This window comes from Rhodococcus sp. C1 (assembly GCF_020809065.1).
GTDB classification, from domain to species: Bacteria; Actinomycetota; Actinomycetes; order Mycobacteriales; family Mycobacteriaceae; genus Rhodococcus_F; species Rhodococcus_F qingshengii.
Window position 1 is genome coordinate 780,145 of record NZ_CP078080.1, and the last position, 22,128, is coordinate 802,272.

A 22,128-nucleotide genomic window follows, 5' to 3' on the forward strand; every position below is an offset into this window, starting at 1 on the left:
AGTGCGTTTTTGCAGCGACTTTCTCCGCAAGGAGGGTGCGATTCGAAATCTGTTGCCAAACGATCGTTCGCCTGAGATGATGATTAGTCAGTGATGCAGGTCTCAGGAATGGAGATACCGATTCGAGCGGCGGGGGTGCGGACGAAAGTCGAGGCACGCTGGTCTCGCACATCGACGGCGTTGAGTGGCTTCAGCCAATGCGACCCTTCAGATCTTCTTTGGCGGAGGTGTCGCCCAGCTCAGCTTGATTCGATCATCGCGGTCGCCAATGCGCAGTACCGAGACGCGATATCTTCCGCATTCATCGGTCCGTCGACGCGCCACCACACACAGACTTGCTGCCCCATGTTGATGATGGCGCGCACGGCATCTCGGGGAAAGGGAGTGTGGAAAGCACCTTCTTCAATGCCGCGTTCGACGACGTCGCGAAACATGCTTTCCTGCTCGTCACGCAGGGTTACGACCAGACGGTGACCCGATTCGTCCAAGCTGCGCAATTCTGTCGCTCCTACGAGGGCGTCTTCGCGCCTGGTCGTATGGAACATGACCCAAGCGCGGACGATTGCTTGCAGTTGGTCTTTCGGGTCGCCGCCGGAGCGCAGCAGTGCACTGCGGGTCATGCTGATGGCGTCGTGTAGCGCCCGAATCATGATTTCTTGAAGGATTTCCTGCTTGGATTTGAAGTGATGGTAGATGGACGCGACAGTGAGATCGGCGCCGGCGGAGATGTCACGCATGGACGTCCCGTGATAGCCGCGCTCGTTCATGTTTCGGACAGCGGAATCGAGTATGAGTTGCCGGACAACGACTGTCTTCGCCCCACTCATTGTTCGGTTTCCTTCTCATTTCCTCGGTGCCTGCGTCTTGCCCAGCTTAGAGCCGAACAGTCGCGGGACACACCTGATGGAAAGGAACCGTCTTGAACTGCCGATATGGGCAGAATACCGATTATCGTTCGCTGATCGCCACCCGGAGAAAGAGGTACCTGTGGAACACATATCGATGAGTATCGAAGACGGTATCGCCGTGATCACCCTCGATCGACCGGACAAGCTGAACGCATTCACCACGACGATGGAAAACGAGCTCATCGAAGCGTTCGACTCCACCGACGCGAACGACGCTGTGCGCGCGGTGATCCTGACGGGAGCGGGCCGCGCGTTTTGCGCGGGGGCAGATCTGTCCTCGGGGGCAGAGACATTCTCCGAATGGAGCGCCGAGTCGAACGGAACTGACGCGGACGGTGACGATCTACGTCGGGACGGTGACGATCTACGTCGGGACGGTGACGATCTACGTCGGGACGGCGGCGGACGCGTCGTCCTGCGAATGTTCGATTCATTGAAGCCGATCATTGCGGCCATCAACGGACCGGCGGTCGGCGTGGGTATCACCATGACTCTTGCGGCCGACTTTCGCTTGGCCGCCGACGACGCCAGGATGGGTTTCGTCTTCAATCGGCGAGGACTCGTGCCAGAGTCGTGTTCGTCGTGGTTGCTGCCGAAACTGGTTCCGCTCCAGCGAGCCCTCGACTGGATCTACTCCGGACGGATCTTCACTGCTGCGGAAGCATTTTCGGCCGGGTTGGTCTACCGACTGCATTCGCGCGAAGATCTTCCAGGGGAGGCGACGGCGCTCGCGCATAGCCTGACCCGTGACAGCGCGCCGGTATCGGTTGCCCTGTCGCGTCAGATGATCTGGCGCATGCTGGGAGTCGAACATCCCATGGTCGCGCATCGCGTCGAGAGCATCGGAATTAATGCTCGCGGTGCTCAGGCTGACGTTCGTGAAGGTGTTGCGGCGTTTCTGGAAAAGCGAGAGGCGGTGTTTCCCGACCGTTGCAGTGACGCAATGCCAGATCTGTTCTCATCCCATCTCCCACGCCCCCGGTGGTGAGCCGCTACGACCTTCGAACCGTCGGCGTTGTAGCTCATGCGGTCAACCAGTGCGGCGGGTAAGTGCCCTCCGCTTCTCCAGGGGCGTTGTGGAGAACCAACGCCTACAGCTTCGAGTGAGGGTGCTCGGTTCGGAATAGCCGAGTTGGCGTGACACTTCGGAGAGGGACACGTCTCTGTTCGAGAGAAGACCGAGAGCAAGTTCGCGTCGTGAATCGTCGACGAGCGATTCGAACGCCTTGCCTTCCAACGCCAATCGTCTCTGCAATGTTCGCGGGTGCAGCATCATCAATGTCGCGACTTGCTTCAGTGTGGCTGCACCCGCAGGCAGGGAACGCACGATCAAAGCCGACACCGCGTCGTGGAACGCGACATCCGGATCTCGACCCGCCATGAAACGCACGGCGAAGTCGTAGGCCAACGGATCCACCCGGGGCAGGTGGCGCTGCATGACTCCGCGCGGAAAGGTCAACAGATTCCGATCCGAGCTGAACTCGACGGAACAACCGAAATGCTCTACGTACCTGCGCATTTCGGAGATACGTGGATGTTGAAATGAGATGTGCGTCGGATGGAAATCCGGGCCGGCCATCATCCGGAACGTCTGAAGCGTTACGCCCATCGCCAGTTCCACGACGTGGGACCGATACGGAAGTCGATGCAGCACGGTATCGAGTCCGTAGGACACCTCGGTGTCGCCGACTGTCAGATCGACCGCCAACGCCGGACTGTACACGTGCGCGTATCGGGCGACGTCATGCAACGCATCTCCGATTGTCTCGGCACTGCGGGCCGCGATGGCAACCGGACCGAGAATGTCCGGGTCCTGTCTGCCTGCGAGCCTGAGTGCGAAGTCGGGCGACTCCAATTCATCCGCGCAGAGTCCGAGCAGCGTGGACAAGGCACTGAACGGCAAGAAGTGGTCGTACGCGCCGATGATGGCCGGATCGATGCCCACACGGTCGAGGAATTCGTACGGATCTCCACCGAGTTCGGAGATCAACTCGGGCAGTCGCGTCAGCGACGAGGCACTGATCAGATCTGCCATGTGTCGAAATGTAAATAAATTGGCGCATGATGTCAATTTTCTCGTCGCCTGAGCAGTGATGATCAACACAGGTTGGCTGGTTCAACGTCGAGCGCCATCCCTGGAGGAGCCAGAAATGACAACACTCACCGACCGCACTGCACTGTTCATCGATGGACTGTGGAGATCACCGGATACTTCCGAAATCATCCGAGCCGTATCACCTTTCACAGAGCAGCAGATAGGCTCGTTCCCCGCCTCCGTATCGACGGATGTCGACGCAGCTGTATCAGCGGCTCGAAAAGCGTTGCGACGGAATGACTGGGCCGATCTTTCCGCCGCAGAACGTGCGCGTGTCATCCGCAGGTTCGCCGACGAACTCGAGAAACGATCCGAAGACCGCGCGTCGGCGGTCACTCACCAGAACGGCATGCCTATCGAGCTCGCCCGTTTCGCCGAGGGGGCCGCACCCGTCCAGCTTTTGCGCTATTACGCAGGCCTCGCCGAGTCGATGCCTACCGAAGAGCGACGGGCCAGCCAACCGATGCCGGGTACGACAATCGTGCGACGCGAGCCGATCGGTGTCGTTGCTGCCATCGCGCCCTGGAACTTCCCGGCTGTGCTTTCGATGTTCAAGATCGCCCCGGCTCTTGCTGCGGGATGCACCGTCGTGCTGAAACCCTCTCCCGAAACCACCTTGGACTCTTATATATTGGCCGAGGCCGCCATTGCGGCAGAACTTCCCGCGGGTGTCATCAACATCGTGACTGGCGGACCGGAGATCGGTCAGTATCTCGTGGCGCATCCCGGGATCGACAAGGTAGCCTTCACCGGATCCACTGCGGCCGGTCGACACATCGGCACGGTGTGTGGCGGTATGCTTCGCCCCGTTACCTTGGAGTTGGGTGGCAAGTCGGCGGCCCTGGTCCTCGACGACGCGGATGTCGAGGAGACGGTAACCGGTCTGGCAACTGCATCCCTGCTCAACAGTGGGCAGACGTGCTATATGTCGACTCGAATCTTGGTTCCCCGCAGCCATAGTCGGACGTACGTCGACGCCATTACCGCGATGGCCGAGGGTCTGCAGGTCGGCGACCCGATGGAACCGTCGACGTTCGTCGGCCCGATGGTAAGCGCAAGGCAACAGGAACGTGTGCTGTCCTTGATCGACCAGGGACGCTCGGAGGGCGGAACTGTCACCACGGGTGGCGGACGCCCCGCCGACCTCGACACCGGATTCTTCGTGCAGCCCACGGTGTTCGCCGATGTCGACAACGACAGCACCATCGCACGGCAGGAAGTATTCGGGCCGGTGCTGTCAGTCATTTCATACGACGACGTCGATGAGGCTGTCGCGCTTGCCAACAACTCCGAGTACGGCCTCGGTGGGACTGTATAGACCTCCGACGAGGAACGCGGTATCGCAATTGCTCGACGTGTCGAGACCGGCTCGTTCGGTGTCAACACCTTCAACCTCGACTGGGGTTCACCGTTCGGTGGAGTCAAAGCCAGCGGCCTGGGTCGTGAACTCGGTCCCGAAGGGCTCGCGGCGTACCAGCAGCTCAAATCCATTTTCCTCGCATCCTCGTAAGAATCGAGCCACCATGTCCGACGCAGGACTCGCCGGCGCTCGTGCGCTGGCAGAAAACACAGTGAAAATCGCCGAGCAGTTCGGCACGACCGAGTGGGAAGCAGACAGTGCGTGCCACGGTTGGCGCGTCCACGATCTCATCGGTCACATGGCGTTCTTCTTCAACTTCATCGCCGATCCGGATCTGGTGTTCCCGCCGAACCCCAGTGGAAAGTCCGAGCGGCTCAACGATGCTGCCGTCCGCGAGCGTGCCGATCTACCGCACGAGCAGATCCTGGACTACTACCGGGAACAATCCGAAGCGGGACTCGCGACGTTGGCCGCGCTGCAGACAGAGGAGCTTCGCAACAACACACTCGAGATGCTCGACCTCGGGACTTATCGCCTTCATCAGCTCAGTGACGCAGTGTCGTTCGACCATCTCGTCCATTTGACGTCGGATCTTCTGTCGCCGTTCGGACCGTTTCCTCACGGTGAGATCGACGTGGCGGCCGCTGTCGATCCGGCGATCGACTGGATGGTTGCGGGGCTCCCGCAGATGTGCGGCGAAGCTGTCGCCGCCGCCTTGACATCGCCTGTGGCACTGCGCCTCAACGGCGCCACCGAGCGCACTTTCGTCATCTCTCATGGCGATGGGGGAGTGACCGTCACCGAAGCTGACGACGTGCCGGAGAACGTCGCGACCACCCAGGCCACCGAATTCCTGCGGTGGGGGACCACCCGATCTGCATGGCGGTCTGCCGTCGAGGTTTCCGGCGACCGCAAGACCGTCGCCGCAGTCCTCGATGCCATCGACATCGTCTGACCCACAACGAACCCGAGATCCAGAACAAGAGGAAACAGCTATGTCTCAGTACTTGCAGGACAAGGTCATTCTCATCACCGGTGCAGGCGGTGGGTTCGGTCAACTCATCGCCGAGAAGGTGGCAGCGCAGGGCGCCAAAGTCGTCGGCGTGGACATCAACGAGGCGGGCCTGAAGACTGTATTCGACGGTATCGCGGCCGCGGGATTCACCGGTACCTACAAGATTGCCGACGTCACCGACATGGATCAGGTCATCGCTGCGGCGCAGCACGGCATTTCGGAGTACGGAGCGCTCGACGTACTCGTCAACAACGCAGGCGTCATGCCTCTCGCGTATTTCGCCGATCACGAACGTGCGTGGCAGAAGTGGCACAAGGCAATCGACATCAACATCAAGGGCGTCGTGAACGGAATCTCCGCCGTATACGACCAGATGATCGAGCAGGGACGCGGTCAAGTCGTCAACATCTCGTCGATCTTCGGAAACGCAGGCATCGACGGTTCCGGCGTCTACAGCGCGACCAAGGCTGCAGTCACCACGATCTCGGATTCACTGCGAATCGAAGCCAAGGGCAAGATCAAGGTGACGACGGTCAAGCCCACAGGCGTGACAGGAACAAACTTGGCGAGCTGGATCGTCAATGAGAACGCGATCCTGGGTCTCACCGGTCAACGTGCGGGAACCTACATGGAGAACGTCGGGCATCTAACCGACGGCACCCTCAGCCCCGGGCAGAAGGACGTCGACTCCATCGAATACTGGCTGATCAAGCCCGACGATCTGGCCGACGCTGTTGTTCACATCATTGATCAACCATGGGGTATCAGCATCAGTGACATAACCGTGCGCGCCAGCGGCGAGGATTACCTGTACTGACGACCTGATCGAAAACCGCTCCCTGCCAGTGTGGCTTCGCGAACATCGTCGAGGACGACGGCCCGGGGGCGTCCCGCGGGCAGACGCCATTGCCATGGTCTGCCTGTCGCCGTAGAGTCCTACTTAACGATCGTTAAACTGTTGCTACGGCGGATTCCGTTTGTCAACGAAGTCGCCGGGACCAGTCCGAGGAGTTTGAATGAAAGCAGTCCACTTGGTGGAGGCGACGGGGCCCGGAGGTCTGTCGTTGGTCGATGTCGACGAACCTGTCGATCCGGCACTGGTGGTAATTGATCTGCACACCGCCGGAGTGAGTTTCCCCGATCTTCTCCAGACCACGGGCAGCTACCAAACGGTGCGCGAATTACCCTGCGCGCTAGGGGTTGAGGGCGCCGGTACCGTTCGGAGCGCGCCACCCGGGTCCGGCTTCACACCCGGGCGGCGCGTGGCCGTGCTTACGGCCGGGGAAGGTGCGTGGCAGCAGACCGTTGCGGTCGCGCCGTCCAATGTCTTTGCTCTGCCTGATGCGGTCTCGCTCTCGGCCGGCTCGGGATTTCTCCTGAATTATCTGACTGCGCATTTCGCCCTCGACGAACGCGCGCGATACCGTGCCGGCGAGACCGTCCTGATTCACGGCGCGGCCGGTGGATTGGGTACGGCCGCGTTGCATGTCGCGTCAGCGCTCGGTCTGGAGACCGTCGCTGTCGTGAGTACAGGCGAGAAGGAGAAAATCGCCGCGGAGTCCGGGGCAACGCACGTCGTGTCGGTCGACGGGTGGAAGGAACGCGTCCAAGGGATTACGAATGGGCGCGGTGTCGACATCATTCTCGATCCGGTCGGTGGTGACCGCTTCACCGACAGCCTGCGCAGCCTTGCGCCGAACGGGCGCCTGGTCGTTTTGGGATTCACCGGCGGTGATATTCCCACGGTCAAAGTCAATCGACTTCTCCTGAAGAATATTTCGGTTACCGGTGCAGGATGGGGTGAATATCTGAAAACTGATCCCAAGTATCTGGCGCGTCAATGGCAGGAGCTCTACCCCCTGCTCGAGTCGGGAGCTCTGAGGGTGCCCGAGCCCACCCTCTACCCCTTGGCGCGTGCCGCCGATGCATTGAAGTCGTTGCGTGAGCGTACGGCGGTAGGAAAAGTCGCGCTGTCTCTCGAATGATCTCTACACGAACAACTTTGTGAACAAACGACCTTAGCGAACGAACCTTGGAGTAAACCATGTATCCCGGAGCGTATGTTGCGACAAACCCGGATAAGGCCGCGGTAATCGTTGCCGAGACCGGTGAAGCGGTGACGTTCGCGCAATTGGAATCGAATTCGATTCGGATTGCGCGAGTGCTCCACGGACTCGGGTTGCGGCGAGGCGACAACCTGGCCGTGCTCGCCACCAATAACGTTCAGGTCTTCGACATCTACTGGGCGGCTATGCGATCCGGTGTCTACCTGACGATGGTCAACTGGCACCTGACCGCTCCGGAAGGTGCATACATCGTTGAGGACTGCGAGGCAAAGGTAGTCATCGTCGATGCTGCTCTGGGCGAGCTGGCAGAGACGCTGTCCGAACTCGTTCCCCGGCAGGTGACCAGGCTTTCCTTCGGCGGTCAACTAGACGGATACGACTCCCTCGACCAGGCGGCTGACATGGAGTCGGACATACCGCTCCCGGATCAACCGCGCGGCGCCGACATGTTGTACTCGTCGGGAACAACCGGCCGTCCCAAGGGCATCAAACCGGCTCTACCGAATCGCCGGATACAGGATCCCGGCGATCAGATGACGACAATGAACCAAAGTGTTTGGGGTGTAACCGAAGACGACATCTATCTGTCCCCGGCGCCGCTCTATCATGCCGCTCCGCTCCGGACGTGCGCGTCGGTCCAGGCGCTGGGTGGCACCGTAGTGATGATGAATCGGTTCGATCCGGAAAAGGCCCTGGAATACATCGAGCATTATCGCGTCACGTACAGCCAATGGGTGCCGACAATGTTCGTGCGCATGCTCAAACTGCCACAGGAAACCCGAGACCGTTACGACATATCGTCTCTGCGACTTGCCGTCCACGCAGCCGCACCGTGCCCTGTCGATGTGAAGCGAAAGATGATCGATTGGTGGGGAACGATTCTGGACGAATATTACTCCTCGACGGAACTCAACGGCATGACCATTGTTCACTCGGACGAGTGGCTGCGAAAGCCGGGCACAGTGGGGCGAGCCGCACTGGGAGTGCTCCACGTATGTGGGGAGAACGGCGAAGATCTACCCTCCGGCGAGGTGGGTACGCTGTACTTCGAACGTGACGAATTGCCCTTCAACTATCACAATGCGCCCGAAAAGACCAAGGAAGCACAGCATCCCGCCCACCCGACCTGGACGACTACGGGTGATGTCGGCTTCATGGATGAGGAGGGTTATCTGTTTCTGACCGACCGTAAGTCCTTCATGATCATCTCGGGTGGTGTGAACATATACCCGCAGGAGATCGAGAACGTGCTGATCGAGCATTCCTCGGTATTGGACGCGGCGGTGATCGGGTTGCCCGACGACGAGATGGGGGAGATAGTGATGGCTGTCGTCGAGCCAGTCCCCGAAGCCGAAGCCGGCGATGCGCTTCGCGACGAACTGCTTTCTCATTTGCGCGGACAGATCGCCAAGTACAAGTTGCCGAGGCGACTCGTGTTCAGTACGGATCTACCTCGAACTCCGACCGGAAAACTGGTCAAAGGGAAACTGCGCGAACACTATTCAGGGGAGGTATCCGTCGGATGAGCGGCCCGATGCACGGTGTTCGCGTGCTGGAACTCGCCGGGTTGGGGCCGGGGCCACACGCTGCGATGATGCTTGCAGATCTCGGAGCGGACGTAGTTCGAGTCGAGCGTCCGTCTGGTGGACTCGAGATGTCGCCACGGGAGCAGGACCAACTTTTGCGGGGGAGACGGTCGGTGGAAGCCGACCTCAAGACCGAGTCAGGCCGAGACCTGGTGAGAGCCCTCGTCTCGAAAGCCGATGTGCTCCTGGAAGGTTTTCGGCCCGGTGTGACCGAGCGGCTGGGTTTCGGTCCCGACGTGTGCACCGAACTCAACAGCCGGCTGATCTACGCACGTATGACCGGATGGGGCCAAGACGGCCCACTCGCGCAGCGGGCGGGGCATGACATTACTTACCTGGCGCTGACCGGAGTCCTGCACGCCATCGGTCCGGCCGAGAAACCCACGGTTCCGCTGAACCTCGTCGGGGACTTCGGCGGTGGCTCCATGTTCTTGATCCTCGGAATCGTCTCTGCCTTGTACGAGCGAGAGAGTTCGGGCAAAGGACAAGTGGTCGATGCCGCAATTGTCGACGGAACTTCGGTGTTGGCGCAGATGATGTGGTCGTTGCGAGGGAGCGGACAGTGGAGTGACTCACGTGCAACCAACCTCCTGGACGGTTCCACGCCGTTCTACGACACCTACGAATGTTCGGACGGCAAGTTCGTAGCAGTCGGTGCCCTCGAACCGCAGTTCTACGCGGCGCTCCTCCAAGGCCTGGATATCGCGCCGGAATCGTTGCCTGAACAGATGGATCGAAGGGGTTGGCCCACAATCCGAGAACGGTTCACGGAGGCGTTTTCGTCGCGCACGCGAGACGCCTGGGCAGCGTTGTTCGAATCGACGGACGCTTGTGTTGCTCCTGTCCTGAGTCCCGCCGAAGCCGCGCTGCACCCGCATCTTGCCCAGCGGGGAACTCTTGTCGAGGCCGACGGAATAGTGCAGGCGGCACCCGCGCCGCGGTTCTCCCGTTCCAGGACTGCGCAGCCGTCAGGTGCTCGGCCACCCGGGGCCGACACCACCGTCGTGACGAAGGATTGGCTGGGCGGCTGAGGGAAGAAGTACAGGTGAGGAATGTCGCGACAGCCTCTCTCGATCGTTCTTACGTTGCCCCCCTACTCATCGTCGATGGATCGCGAAGATCAACTTTTGTAGCACAACTCGATCGAGTCTGACTGACAAGGAATTTCAATGACCGAAACGCGACCGGATGTCTACGCGAGCCAAGACGGCGGGGTGCTCCGCATAGTTGTCAACAGGCCAGCGCGAATGAACGCGTTGACTACCGAAACCCTGGAGAGACTTGCCACGATCTTCGTCGAGCACGCACAATCCTCGGACGTGCGGGTGGCGGTTCTCGAAGGAGAGGGCAAGGCCTTTTGCACGGGCGCGGACCTCGCGGACGTGACGTTGTCCGGTCCGCCGTCGGCGGACACGATCGATGCCGCCAATGCCTTGGTGCAGACCATTCGAGAGTTTCCGTTTCCGGTGGTCGCTGCGGTACGAGGCCCTGCCGCAGGTGTGGGTGTTTCGCTGGCTTTGGCGTGCGACCTCGTGCTCGCGGCGGAGTCGAGTTACTTTCTGCTCGCGTTCACCAAGGTGGGATTGATGCCGGACGGTGGAGCTACCGCACTGGTGGCAGCGTCGATCGGTCGCGCGCGCGCGATGCGCATGGCGCTGCTGGCCGAAAGATTATCCGCTCGAGATGCTTTCGACTGCGGCCTGGTCTCACACGTGTGCGAGGACGACGCCTTCGCGGTGGAATTGGCAGACCTGACCCACCGATTGGTCGCCGGGTCGTCCCCTGCTTTTCGGTTTACCAAGAAGGCGATCAACGACGCTACGCTCACCGAACTCGGTGATGCGTTCACACGCGAGCGCGTAGGCCAGATCGACCTGTTGGGTAGTGGTGATTTTGCCGAAGGTGTTGCGGCGTTTCAGGAAAAGCGCGCAGCAGTCTTCGGATAGACGAAGCGAGAACGGCGCTTACAACGACCGTGGTCCCGAACACAGGATGTTCGGGACCACGGTCGTTCTCGGTGCTGATCAACTCTTTGCGATGTCGCGACCGATTATCTCCTTCATGATTTCGGTGGTTCCGCCGTAGACGGTCTGGATTCGGCTGTCTACGTAGGCCCGGGCGATCGGGTACTCCATCATGTAGCCGTATCCACCGTGTAGTTGTACGCAGCGATCCACGACGCGCTTCTGAAGTTCGCTGGCCCACCACTTCGCCTGTGCTGCTTCGACTGCTGACAGTTGGTCGTCGTTGATGGCCAGGACTGCGTTGTCGACGTATGCCTGTGTCACGTCGATCTCGGTCAGCATCTCGGCGAGGGCGAATCGAGTGTTCTGGAAGTCGCCGATCGGCTTGCCGAAGGCGGTGCGGTCGAACGCGTAGTCTTTGGTCCATTCGTAGGCCGCACGCGCGGAACTGATTGCGCTCGCGGCGATCGACAGACGCTCACGGGGAAGACGCTCCATGAGATGAATGAGGCCTCCGCCCTCCTCGCCCAGGAGGTTGCTTGCCGGGACTCTTACGTTGTCGAACGACAACTCGGCTGTGTCTTGACCCGCCAACCCCACCTTGTGGAGTTTGCGACCGCGGGTGAATCCGTCCATCCCGCGTTCGACCACGAGGAGGCTGAATCCCCGCGACCCCGCTTTGCGATCGGTGCGGGCCGCAACGATGACGATGTCGGCGTGAATTCCGCTGGTGATGAACGTCTTCTGTCCGTTCAAGATCCAGTCGTCGCCATCTCGAACAGCGGAGGTCTTGATGCCTTGCAGATCACTGCCGGTACCCGGTTCGGTCATCGCGATGGCGCAGATGAGTTCACCGGCAGCCATACCAGGTAGCCAACGTGCTTTCTGCTCGTCTGTGCCGAGGTCGGCGATGTACGGAATGACGATGTCGTCCTGAAGGCCTAGTCCGGCGCCGAACGAGGTGGTGCCGGTACGGGCGATCTCTTCGGCGACCACGTACCGGTACCGGTAGTCGAGTTCACCCGAGCCTCCGTATTGTTCGGGGACGGCCAGGCCGACAATACCCATCTTGCCGGCCGCGAGCCACGCTGATCGGTCGACGAGCCTGGCTTCTTCCCAGCTGTCGTAGTGAGGCGTGATCTCGCGGGCAATGAACTCGCGCACAGTCTCTCGGTAGGCCTCGTGGTCGGCTGTGAACAGTGTTCGACGCATGGGTTGCTCTCCTGTCCTAGACGGAAACGCGTTCGGTCATCGAACGCAAGCGTGCCCCGATGATGGCCTCTGCTTCGGACACCATGCGCTGGACCAACTCGTCGACGGTGGGGATGTCGTGGATCAGCCCCTGTGATGTGCCGACCGTCCAGATACCGGCGTCGGGATTACCGGTTTCGTATACGCTTCGCCCACGCGCTCCTGCTACCAGGTCGCGCACATCCTCGAATTGTCCGCCGCGGGAGAGTATGTCGACAACCTCTCGGCTGACGATGTTGCTTGCCACGCGTGCAGTGTTGCGGAGTGGTCGGAAGATCAGTTCGGTCTGTGTTTCGTCTGCAGCGACGATGGCTTCTTTGATGTTCTGGTGGATCGGAGACTCGGTGGTGCACATGAATCGCGTACCCATGTTGATGCCGTCTGCTCCGAGCGCCAGCGCGGCGACCAGACCACGTGCATCGGCGAAGCCGCCGGAAGCGATCATGGGTATCGAAATCTTTTCTGCGGCAGCTGGAATCAAGACCAAGCCTGCGACATCGTCTTCCCCTGGATGGCCGGCGCACTCGAATCCGTCGATACTGATTCCGTCGACACCGAGATCCTGTGCTTTGACCGCATGTCGGACTGTTGTGCACTTGTGGAGCACTTTGATTCCGGCGTCATGGAAGATCGGCAGGTGAGGACCGGGATTGGAACCTGCGGTCTCGACGATCTTCACGCCTGAGTCGACGATCACCTGGCGGTACTCGTCGTACGGCGGTGGCGTGATCGACGGCAGAATTGTGAGGTTGACGCCGAACGGTTGGTCGGTCAGGTCGCGGCATCGGGCGATTTCGTTCGCCAGGTCGGCCGGCGTCGGCTGCGTGAGTGCAGTGATGAATCCCAATGCGCCGGCATTGGCAACGGCTGCGACGAGTTCTGCTCTGCCGACCCACTGCATTCCACCTTGGACGATGGGGTGGCGAACGCCGAACGTTTCCGTGAATGCTGTCGAGATCATGAAAATCCTTGTTGTTCTCTCGGGACGAATGGTCAGAGGTGGGATATTCCGGCGAGGTCACTGACGTATTCGCGTGCCCTCGTCGGATCGAAGGAGCGTGAGATCTGCAGTTTCTCGGCCTCGAGTGATCCTTCTGCGTGCGTGGCCAGGACTGACTGATATCCGCCGTAGTCGCGGGCGGTCAGATCCGCAATGAAGTTGAGTAGACGGAGACGCTTTTCGGCAGGAACTGCTGCAGCGTAGTATTTTTCGAGAACTACACGAATTTCGGGATTCTCCCAGTCTTCACCGCCGGGGCCGGTGGCGAGGAGGCCACCTGAGAGATCGGTGAGGATGGCGACCGCGTTGTGGAATCCATGTGCGAAGTGGTATTTGGCCATGTTGACGGCAAGCGGATCTGGTTGCCTGACACCGTGTGCTCCTGGCTTTGATCGAACGGCGGCGAGTTGAGCCAGTCCGCGCACGGTCTCGCTCCAGGTGATCAGTTCGGTGATCTTGCCCTTCACGTGGCCTGCCTTGTTGATGCCGTTGGCCTCGGCGATCAGTGAAGCTGCTCCGACCATGATGTCGAGTAGGGGCAACTTGTAGTTGATGGCGGTGAAACGGTGGTAATCGACAAACGCCAACGCGAGTGGTCCGGCAAGTTCGGGTTGACGGTTGAGGAAGACTCGATTGTTCGGTACTCGGACATCGTTGAAGACGGTGAGCGATTCGAGGAGTTTGTGTTTCGTGGAGATCGGAAATTCGAAGGAGTTGCGTTCTCCGGCTGCGTAGGGAGAGACGTACAGCTCGAGACCTGGTGTGTCGATCGGGATGGCGAAGGACACTGCGTAGTCGGCGTCTTCGGGGCCCATTGCGCGGGTGGGCAGCACGATCAACTCGTCGGCGTTCGCCGAGAACGAAGTGTGGCACTTCGCGCCGCGCACGGTGATGGAGTCGGCGTCCTCGTCGACGATGTGCAGGTAGAGGTCTGGGTCTGCCTGTTGGCGCGGTCCAAGTGACCGGTCACCCTTGACGTCGGTTTGCGCGACGGCGAGTGCGAGATCGCCGTCGCAGACCCGCTTGTAGAAAGCGCGCGCATTCTCGAGACCTTCACCGCTGGTTGCACGAAGAAGGGCGAACAGCGCATCGCTGCCCACCTCTTTGAGGACGATGGTTCCGCCGCCGCGCCGCGATACTTCCTCGATCAGGGCGCCGCGACGAATCAGGTCGTCCGCAGATGTCGGCGCCACGTAGAACGCGCTGACTGGGTCGCCGTCGACATCGGTGACCGCGAGGTCGGGTCGATCGTCGGCGATGTCGTAGCACAGTGCTGAATGATCTACTGCGAGAGTCAGTTCGGGTTCGGCGTAGACATCGGAAATCTTCTTGCCTCGGTAGAAGACTCGGCGATCGTCGCTGAGCCCTTTTCGGTACTGGTCACTGGATCGCACGGCCACTGGATACTTCCTTGATCTTCTGTCGCGGTTATTGCATTCAACTTAGATTAACGATCGTTAAGTAAGTGTGCAATCATCATGTGTTCGACGATTTCCGGCCATTGATGGCGCAGGTGACGAATCAGGCCGTGGTGAAGATCGATTTGGTCTGGAAGTATGCGGCCAGGCCTTCCGGTCCAAGCTCGCGACCGATGCCGCTGGCCTTGGTGCCTCCGAACGGTGCCCCGAAATCGAGTGTGTAGCCGTTGATCCCGAACGAACCGGTATCGACTGAGCGGGCTATTTCCATCCCGCGGTCGAAGTCGGCAGTCCACACGGTTCCACCGAGGCCGTACTCGGAGTCGTTGGCGATTGCGATGGCCTGTGCCTCGTCGGTGTATGGAATGACAGAGAGTACGGGGCCGAAGATCTCTTCGGTTGCAATCGTGTGGTTTGCGGAGACGTTACCGAAAACGGTTGGCTCCAGGAACCATCCGCGCTCGAGTGTGCGCGGTCGTGATCCGCCGGTCGTGATCCGTGCGCCTTCCGCAGTGCCTGCGGCGATGAAGGACTCGACACGTTCGCGCTGCCCGGCGCTCACGAGAGGGCCGATAAAGGTGGTGGGATCCAACGGGTCGCCCACCGGCAGCGACTCGACCATTGCGGTGACGGCATCGAGCACTTCCTCGTAGCGTCCGACGGGCGCGAGAATTCTTGTCGAGGCGTAGCAGGTTTGTCCAGTGTTGATCAACGATGCCGTCGCCAAACCTGCCATCGTCGCGTCGAGGTCCGCATCGTCGAGAATGACTGCGGCGGACTTGCCGCCGAGTTCGAGCGATACCGGACGCAGAAGTCGTCCGCAGGTTGCTCCGATGTGTCGGCCTGCCGGTGTAGAGCCAGTGAACGCGACCTTGTGTACACCCGGATGAGCGACGAGGTATTTGCCGATTTCGGGTCCGCCGGTGACGATGTTGAGAACACCGGCAGGAAGACCGGCCTCCATTGCGGCCTCGGCGAGGACGAACGCGTCGAGCAAGGTCTCGGGTGACGGCTTCAGTACGACGGTGCATCCCGATGCGAGCGCGGGGGCGATTTTCATCATTGCGAGAAGAGATGGGAAGTTCCACGGTGCAATCGCGGCAACAACACCGATCGGTTCTTTCCGAACGATGGTGGTTCCCGTTCCGGCCAGCGCGTGACGGGGTTCTTCGAGCTCGGTCGTGCGGGCAAGCGCGGCGTAATAGCTCAAAAGCCCTGAAGGTCCCTGTCCTTCAGCGACAGTGGAGATCGATACGGGCATTCCGTTCTGCTGGCTGACCAATCGGGCTGTGAGGTCGGCGCGACGCCCCAAGGCTGTGGCAAATCGATCCAAGGCGTCGGCTCGGTCGGCAGGCTCGAGTCGCGACCACGTACGAAAGGCCCGGCCCGCCGCCGCGACGGCAGAATCGACGTCGTTTGTTGCGCTGCCCGGCACGCTGCCGATCTTCTCTTCTGTACTGGCCGAGTGCACCGAGATGGCGTCCGAAATCGTCGGTGATTGCCAGGTTCCGTCTATGTAAAGGGCGGAGTGAGTGAGAATCATGCAGGCTCCTTGCGGTGGGTGGGTGTGCGGGGATCGGGGCGCTCACGTGGACGTAGGCAAACCGCCACACTCATGACTTAGCGATCGTTACATAAGTCATTTGACTCACAAGCTATGTTGCTCCGCCTGTGGATGTCAATGGTCGAGGTGTCCGGCCGTGCATGAGAGTGGTGACCTGATCGGCGGCTTCACTCACGAGCTTGCCCAGTGCGGCGATCCGCTCCCCGGTCAGTGGTGACGGGGCATCGACCAAGCAGAGGATCAGCGCCGGTGTCGAGTCCTGGGCGAAGGCGACGGCATTGACGGACAGCAATTGATAATTGCCGTCGAGGTCGAGTGTTCCGACCGCGACATCCGCGGACAGAAGACGTCGCGCTTCTCTCAGTGCGAGTGCTGCCCTCTGGCCGCCGACTCCCGGGCCGCGCATCTCGGCGACGGCGTCGGAAATTGAACGTTCTTGTTGGCGAAGGCATTCCACGGCGAACCCGCGCTCTCGAATGGCCGTGAGGATTGGCTCGTACTCCGACCGTAGAAGTGCGGCCTCCGTGTCCAATGCCTCCTTGCCGAGGAGAAACCATTCGTGGAGGTCGTTCTCGTCGAGCCATGCGGCAAGGCCTGCACCCAGTGGAGGTGCCATCAGCACATTGTCGCCGATGCGCAACCCGAGAGTTCCGCTGCGCCTGGAGATCGGTTGAATTGCCTCGGCGACAACGAGGTCGGCGCCGGATCGGATGAATCCGAGACAGGCCAGTTCGGATGTGTCGGCCAGTTCTTGCATGACGGTGCGTGAAAGATCGACGACATCGATTGCGCGGGAAGCGGCTTGGCCGATGGGGACTAGCGCCGGGCCGAGTTGGTAGGTCTTGCGGATCGGGTGACGGACGAGCCAGCCGGCCTCGGCGAGAGCGACGACCATGGGGTAGCAGGTCGCCTTTGCGACGCCGAGGTGTCGTGCGATATCGGCGAGGCTCCGCCCCGCCGTGGGGTCGGATGCCAGCAGTTCGGTCAGCATGACGATTCGATCGGTTTGAGGGGAATTTCGTGCCATGTGTTCGCATAATGCCACTCTGGCGTCGCACTGTGACCCACGATACAGTGGAATGACTTAGCGATCGTTAATCAAGCGGCAAACTCCGGAAGGAAATACATGATTGTCAACGGTGGCGAATTACTTGCCAGAGCACTAGCTGAAGCGGGCACAACCGAGGTCTTCACCCTGCACGGAGGGCACTTGGATGCTTTCCTCGTAGCCTGTCGACGTCACGGCATCCGGCTCACCGACACCCGACACGAAGCCACTGCGGGACACGCTGCGGATGCGTACGCGCGAGTGACGGGCAATTACGGCGTTTGTGTAGTCACCTCCGGCCCGGGCTTCACGAATGTCTACACCGCGCTGACCAATGCACTCCTCGATCGCACGCCGACTATCTTCGTCGTCGGTGCTCCGCCGATGCGTGAGACCGAGACGAATCCGCTTCAGGGTGGTTTCGATCAGATTGCCGCAGCTGTTCCGGTGACCAAGTGGGCATACCGCATCACCGATCCGGCACGCGTCCCCGAGATAGTTGCTCTGGCAATTCGTAAGGCGACGACCGGAATTCCGGGGCCGGTGCTGCTCGAAGTGCCGATCGACGTGATGTTCGGTGAAGCCGACGAAGACACCGTGAGATTTCCGGTGAACTACACCGTGAGTGCGAGGTCGGGTCCGACTGCTGCAGCGGTCGAGGTCGCTCTCGATCTGCTCGGTGAAGCGACGAACCCCGCCATTGTGATCGGAGGTGGCGTCACTTTCTCCCATGCGAGCGCGGCGCTGGTGGCGTTCGCGGAAACGGTGGACGTGCCGGTGTTCTACCCCGGGAAGTCCGATGGAGCGGTACCCGCAAGCCATCGACTGGCCGGCGGCGGACTGTTGGCGATCGGCTCGTTGCCTGCCCTTGGGTATCCGACCCCCGACGTGGTATTCGTTGTCGGTGCCCGAGCCGGGATGTTCACCGGCGGACGCACCAGCTTGTTCCCCGGTGCGCGGTTGGTCCAGATCGACGTCGACGCGTCCGAAATCGGGCGTATGCAGGACGTGGACGTTCCGATACTTGCCGACTGTCGAGAAGCGCTCATCGCTTTGAAAACTGCTGCTGATCAACGTCAATGGCCCGATTGGAGTGCCTGGGTCGATGCCGCCACCAGTGCGAAACATGCGCACCGGCATGGTTTCGAGGACGAAGCGACGGAAAGCGGTAAGGCGCATCCGTACTTTGCAGCGCGCGCGATCGTCGAAGCCTGCCCGCCCGGTACTACTTTCGTGATGGACGGTGCCGAGGCGCCGTCGTGGGGCGAGTTCTTCACTACCACCGAAGAGGTTGGTGGTGTCTTGAGGCTCGGCTACCTCGGATGCCTGGGTGTGGGGCCCGGTTTCGCAATCGGCGCACATCGGGCACGACCGGAATCACCCGTTGTGCTCATTACCGGTGACGGCGCGGCAGGATTCCACATCCAGGAATTCGACACAATGGCCCGTCATGGAATACCTGTTGTGACAGTGATATTCAACAATGCAGTGTGGGGGATGTCGATCCACGGCCAGGAAGCGGTGTACGGGGACGAAGGAATTGTCGTATCCGAACTCGCAGACAGCGCATACGAGAAGGTTGCCGAGGCCTTCGGTGGATACGGAGAGCGTGTTAAGGATGTCGCCTCCATCGCCGACGCTATGAAACGCGCGTTCGACGCGGGGGTTCCCGCATGTATCAACGTCGAGGTGGACCCGCACGTAGTCCACCCCATCACGACGATGATGCTCGGTGACGTCACGAGTACGGACGAAATCGTTGTCCCGTACTACGAGAACATTCCTCGCTGATGCCGGGGCGAATGGAAGGTGCAGTAGCCGTCGTGATCGGCGGAGCATCCGGTATCGGTTGGGCAACAGCGCAATTGCTGGCTGCCGAAGGCGTGAGCGTCGTGATAGGCGACATCGACATCGAAGGCGGGCGGAAACGCGCCGTAGAACTCGGTGGGCGAGCTGAAGCAGTCCGGGTCGACGTCGTCGACGAAGAATCGGTCAAGGGGATATTCGAGGGGGCCGAGGCGCAGCATGGTCGGTTGGATATCGCGGTCAATTGTGCCGGGGTGAATCTGCCGGGCTACATAACGGATTTGGAGGCGCAGACTTGGCGGCGCACCGTTGACATCTGTCTCACCGGAGGTTTCTTCGTGATCAAGCACGCGGCGCGTGCCATGACTGCCGGTGGATCGATCGTCTCGATCACCTCATTGAACGCACGGCAGGCGGCTGCAGGTTTTGCAGGATACTGCTCCGCCAAAGCTGGCCTCGCCATGCTCACCGAGGTTGCGGCACTCGAACTCGGAGACCGGGGGATACGCGTCAACGCGGTTTCGCCAGGTCTTGTCGAAACGCCACTTGTCGAGGGTCTCACCGGTGTGCCGGCTATTCAGGCGGACTTCACCGAGAACACTCCGCTCGGACGTAATGGGTTGCCACGCGACGTTGCCGAAGCGGTGTTCTTCCTCGCTTCCGATGCTTCTTCGTGGATCACGGGCGAGGTTCTCGATGTCAACGGGGGTGCCCACTTACGTCGGTACCCGGACGTGATGAAACACATCGAGGCGATGCAATAGCTCGTCGAGAGTTCGTCGGTTCTGATAGCGCCCGGTGTCGTCCACGCGCCCGGGCCGGAAGTTACGTCCAATCCAGAAAGGGCTTTTCACGATGTGCTCGCAATATCGCCTTGCCGATGAGTCTCGACGCCACGCTGCTGCACGACCAGACGCCCTCGCGTTGACAGGTCGAGACGGGTCGATGACGTTTGCCGAGCTCGACCTCCGCACCAGTCGGCTGGCCAACGTTCTTCTCGACCTGGGTTGTAGATCTGGAACCAGGGTGGCTGTGGTGGACAGAGGCTCGACTCAAGTCGTCGAGATCGTACTTGCGGCAGCGAAGATCGGGGCAGTGGCAATCCCGATCAATTGGAGGTTGTCCGGCGCCGAGGTTGCCGAGGTGCTCGCCGACGCGGACGCTCGTGTGTTGTTCTTCCACAGTGAATTCGAGGGTGTGGTCTCGGCGGTGCAGGCATCGGAAGGGGCGAAGCTGCGTGTCGTGAAGATCGACGGTTCCGAGGAGTTCGACTACGAAGCGCGATCGGCAGGCGCAAGTTCGGTCGATCCGGGATGGCGCGGAAGCCTGGACGACGTTGTACTGCAACTGTATACATCCGGAACGACGGCAAAACCCAAAGGTGTTCTCACATCCAACAGGAACCTGGAGGCATGCACGCGAACCGGCGGGCCATGGGGATTCGACGAATCCTCGGTCAGCTTGTGTGCGATGCCCCTGTTCCACATCGGTGGATTGGGTTGGGCGCTCGTGGGACTTGCGAATGGCGCCCATAACGTCGTTCTCCCAGAATTCACACCTGCCGGTCTGTTGGAAGTACTGGAAGGGATGAGTATCACCAATACCTTTCTCGTGCCTTCCGTCATCGGGATGCTGGTCGACGTACCAGGCGCGCGAGAGCGCAATTTCGCAACTCTCCGATCCATCGCTTACGGTTCCTCGCCGATCACACCATGGGTCTTGAAGCGAGCTCTCGAGACGTTCCGCAAGCCCCTGTTCCAGGTCTACGGGCTGACCGAAACGCATGGAGCAGTAACACAACTCGATTCTTGTGACCATGCGGTGGACGGCGAGAAGGTCGGACTGCTGCGCTCGGTCGGAAAACCCTACCCCTGGGTGGACTTGAAGGTGATGTCACCGGAAGGCGAGGAAGTTGCGGTCGGCGAGGCCGGCGAGATCTATGTCAGGTCTCCGCAAACGACCGAAGGTTACTACCGACGGCCGGAAGAGACTGCCGCTGCGATAGATACCGACGGGTGGTTCCATACCGGCGACGTGGGACGGGTCGACAGCGAGGGCTACGTCTACATCACCGATCGGATGAAGGACATGATCATCACGGGTGGAGAGAACGTCTATCCCATCGAAGTCGAATCGGTCATCGCCGACTATCCGGGAGTATCCCAAGTTGCCGTCATTGGAGTGGAGGATCCACTGTGGGGCGAGGCGGTCAAAGCCGTCGTAGTTGCTGCTGCAGGGCATCAACTCGATACCGACTCGATTTCAGGTTTCGTTCGAAGCCGACTTGCCGGCTACAAGTGCCCCAAGTCCATCGAGATAGTCACGGAACTTCCGTTGGGTGCTACGGGCAAGATCCTCAAGCGCGAACTTCGGGCGCGATATTCGACAGTATGAGAATCAACGTGCACGCTTGCGGCCGGGCTTGCATCCAACCGTATTCAGTGCGATGACGGCGTACTTCTGAGCTACCTCTTCCGGGGTGAGTTCTCCCTTGGCGTGATACCAGCGCGGAATCGACTGGCACATCGCGAGAAGTGCGCGGGTGGTCTCGGGCACGTCTGCTACTGAGAAGAGACCTCGTTCCGAACCCTCGGTGACTATGCCGAGCACCAATTCTTCGACGCCCTTGCGTACGACACGATATCGCTGTCGGTGTTCGGGGCTGAGGTAGCGCACTTCCCCCTCGAGGGCTGCCAACCGAGAGCGGGTCGTCATACGAAGCACGATCGCTTCGACGACGTTGGTGAGCTGTTGTCGAGGGTCGTCTCCGCCGTCGGCGTACGCGCTGTGGGCACGAGCGAGGACGTCACTGGTCGAAATCTCCAGCAGAGCAAGGAGGATCCCTTCTTTGCTCTGGTGGTGGTAGTAGAGGGCGGGGATCGTCACGCCGACGCGGCGTGCGATCTCGCGTATCGAAGTACCGTGGAACCCGTTGTCGTAGAATCCTTCGAGGGCGGCTTCCAGGATAGGAGTCAGCTCGAGCGGCTCGATCCGTCGCCAACTGGCTGTGGCGTCCTTCGCCGAATCTTTCGTGGCCATACGTGGTC

The 22,128-nt window shown here is 60.6% G+C and carries 18 protein-coding genes and 1 pseudogene; 11 read left to right on the forward strand and 8 right to left on the reverse strand.

Going from position 1 to position 22,128, the window contains the following annotated elements; all coding sequences use genetic code 11:
* Window positions 1–239: 239 nt before the first annotated feature.
* Window positions 240–827: a TetR/AcrR family transcriptional regulator gene (locus tag KTR60_RS03580; protein ID WP_042451920.1), complete on the reverse strand. Its 588-nt coding sequence runs from the start codon at window positions 825–827 to the stop codon at window positions 240–242.
* A 160-nt stretch (window positions 828–987) separates the two neighbouring features.
* On the opposite strand from KTR60_RS03580, the gene KTR60_RS03585 reads away from it, so the two are divergent.
* Window positions 988–1,896: a crotonase/enoyl-CoA hydratase family protein gene (locus KTR60_RS03585; protein ID WP_099697746.1), complete on the forward strand. Its 909-nt coding sequence runs from the start codon at window positions 988–990 to the stop codon at window positions 1,894–1,896.
* 42 nt (window positions 1,897–1,938) lie between these two features.
* On the opposite strand, the gene KTR60_RS03590 is transcribed toward KTR60_RS03585, so the two are convergent.
* The gene (locus KTR60_RS03590) at window positions 1,939–2,943 is read right to left on the reverse strand and encodes an AraC family transcriptional regulator (RefSeq protein ID WP_064443074.1); all 1,005 of its coding nucleotides are present in this window, start codon (window positions 2,941–2,943) and stop codon (window positions 1,939–1,941) included.
* A 115-nt stretch (window positions 2,944–3,058) separates the two neighbouring features.
* Between KTR60_RS03590 and KTR60_RS03595 the strand changes: the two are divergent.
* The 7 genes and pseudogenes from KTR60_RS03595 to KTR60_RS03625 all read left to right on the forward strand — a co-directional run bounded on the left by KTR60_RS03595 (window position 3,059) and on the right by KTR60_RS03625 (window position 10,976).
* Window positions 3,059–4,513: pseudogene (locus KTR60_RS03595) on the forward strand (aldehyde dehydrogenase).
* A 13-nt stretch (window positions 4,514–4,526) separates the two neighbouring features.
* Window positions 4,527–5,318 (forward strand): maleylpyruvate isomerase N-terminal domain-containing protein, encoded by a 792-nt coding sequence (locus tag KTR60_RS03600; RefSeq protein ID WP_042451910.1) that lies wholly within the window; start codon window positions 4,527–4,529, stop codon window positions 5,316–5,318.
* Window positions 5,319–5,358: 40 nt separating this feature from the next.
* On the forward strand, window positions 5,359–6,195 hold the full coding sequence (locus KTR60_RS03605; RefSeq protein WP_019749697.1) for an SDR family oxidoreductase: 837 nt from the start codon (window positions 5,359–5,361) through the stop codon (window positions 6,193–6,195).
* Between the two features lie 199 nt (window positions 6,196–6,394).
* Complete coding sequence (locus KTR60_RS03610) at window positions 6,395–7,363, forward strand: NADPH:quinone oxidoreductase family protein (protein ID WP_064443076.1); 969 nt, start codon at window positions 6,395–6,397, stop codon at window positions 7,361–7,363.
* A 59-nt stretch (window positions 7,364–7,422) separates the two neighbouring features.
* On the forward strand, window positions 7,423–8,970 hold the full coding sequence (locus tag KTR60_RS03615) for an acyl-CoA synthetase (protein WP_064443077.1): 1,548 nt from the start codon (window positions 7,423–7,425) through the stop codon (window positions 8,968–8,970).
* The gene (locus KTR60_RS03620) at window positions 8,967–10,061 is read left to right on the forward strand and encodes a CaiB/BaiF CoA transferase family protein (protein ID WP_228401861.1); all 1,095 of its coding nucleotides are present in this window, start codon (window positions 8,967–8,969) and stop codon (window positions 10,059–10,061) included. The genes KTR60_RS03615 and KTR60_RS03620 overlap by 4 nt, the downstream gene beginning before the upstream one ends.
* A 138-nt stretch (window positions 10,062–10,199) precedes the next feature.
* The gene (locus KTR60_RS03625; RefSeq protein ID WP_042451896.1) at window positions 10,200–10,976 is read left to right on the forward strand and encodes an enoyl-CoA hydratase; all 777 of its coding nucleotides are present in this window, start codon (window positions 10,200–10,202) and stop codon (window positions 10,974–10,976) included.
* Window positions 10,977–11,054: 78 nt separating this feature from the next.
* Here KTR60_RS03625 and KTR60_RS03630 read toward each other — a convergent pair whose 3' ends face one another.
* From KTR60_RS03630 to KTR60_RS03650, 5 genes are all read right to left on the reverse strand, one after another.
* On the reverse strand, window positions 11,055–12,206 hold the full coding sequence (locus KTR60_RS03630) for an acyl-CoA dehydrogenase family protein (RefSeq protein ID WP_192711844.1): 1,152 nt from the start codon (window positions 12,204–12,206) through the stop codon (window positions 11,055–11,057).
* A gap of 16 nt (window positions 12,207–12,222) precedes the next feature.
* On the reverse strand, window positions 12,223–13,206 hold the full coding sequence (locus tag KTR60_RS03635; protein ID WP_042451892.1) for an NAD(P)H-dependent flavin oxidoreductase: 984 nt from the start codon (window positions 13,204–13,206) through the stop codon (window positions 12,223–12,225).
* 32 nt (window positions 13,207–13,238) lie between these two features.
* A complete protein-coding gene (locus tag KTR60_RS03640) occupies window positions 13,239–14,645 on the reverse strand; it encodes a 4-hydroxyphenylacetate 3-hydroxylase N-terminal domain-containing protein (protein ID WP_228401862.1) in 1,407 nt (468 codons plus the stop codon).
* 121 nt (window positions 14,646–14,766) lie between these two features.
* A complete protein-coding gene (locus KTR60_RS03645; protein WP_042451887.1) occupies window positions 14,767–16,206 on the reverse strand; it encodes an aldehyde dehydrogenase in 1,440 nt (479 codons plus the stop codon).
* Between the two features lie 112 nt (window positions 16,207–16,318).
* Window positions 16,319–17,254, reverse strand: a complete 936-nt coding sequence (locus KTR60_RS03650; RefSeq protein WP_054826795.1) for a helix-turn-helix domain-containing protein — start codon at window positions 17,252–17,254, stop codon at window positions 16,319–16,321.
* A gap of 99 nt (window positions 17,255–17,353) precedes the next feature.
* Between KTR60_RS03650 and KTR60_RS03655 the strand changes: the two genes are divergently transcribed.
* The 3 genes from KTR60_RS03655 to KTR60_RS03665 all read left to right on the forward strand — a co-directional run bounded on the left by KTR60_RS03655 (window position 17,354) and on the right by KTR60_RS03665 (window position 21,475).
* On the forward strand, window positions 17,354–19,066 hold the full coding sequence (locus KTR60_RS03655; RefSeq protein ID WP_228401863.1) for a thiamine pyrophosphate-binding protein: 1,713 nt from the start codon (window positions 17,354–17,356) through the stop codon (window positions 19,064–19,066).
* Window positions 19,066–19,845 (forward strand): SDR family NAD(P)-dependent oxidoreductase, encoded by a 780-nt coding sequence (locus tag KTR60_RS03660; protein ID WP_054826797.1) that lies wholly within the window; start codon window positions 19,066–19,068, stop codon window positions 19,843–19,845. The genes KTR60_RS03655 and KTR60_RS03660 overlap by 1 nt, the downstream gene beginning before the upstream one ends.
* Before the next feature lie 91 nt (window positions 19,846–19,936).
* A complete protein-coding gene (locus KTR60_RS03665; protein ID WP_054826798.1) occupies window positions 19,937–21,475 on the forward strand; it encodes a long-chain-fatty-acid--CoA ligase in 1,539 nt (512 codons plus the stop codon).
* A 3-nt stretch (window positions 21,476–21,478) separates the two neighbouring features.
* Here KTR60_RS03665 and KTR60_RS03670 read toward each other — a convergent pair whose 3' ends face one another.
* Window positions 21,479–22,120 carry a TetR/AcrR family transcriptional regulator gene (locus KTR60_RS03670; protein WP_054826799.1) on the reverse strand — a complete coding sequence of 214 codons (642 nt, stop codon included), beginning with the start codon at window positions 22,118–22,120 and terminating at the stop codon, window positions 21,479–21,481.
* Window positions 22,121–22,128 lie beyond the last annotated feature (8 nt).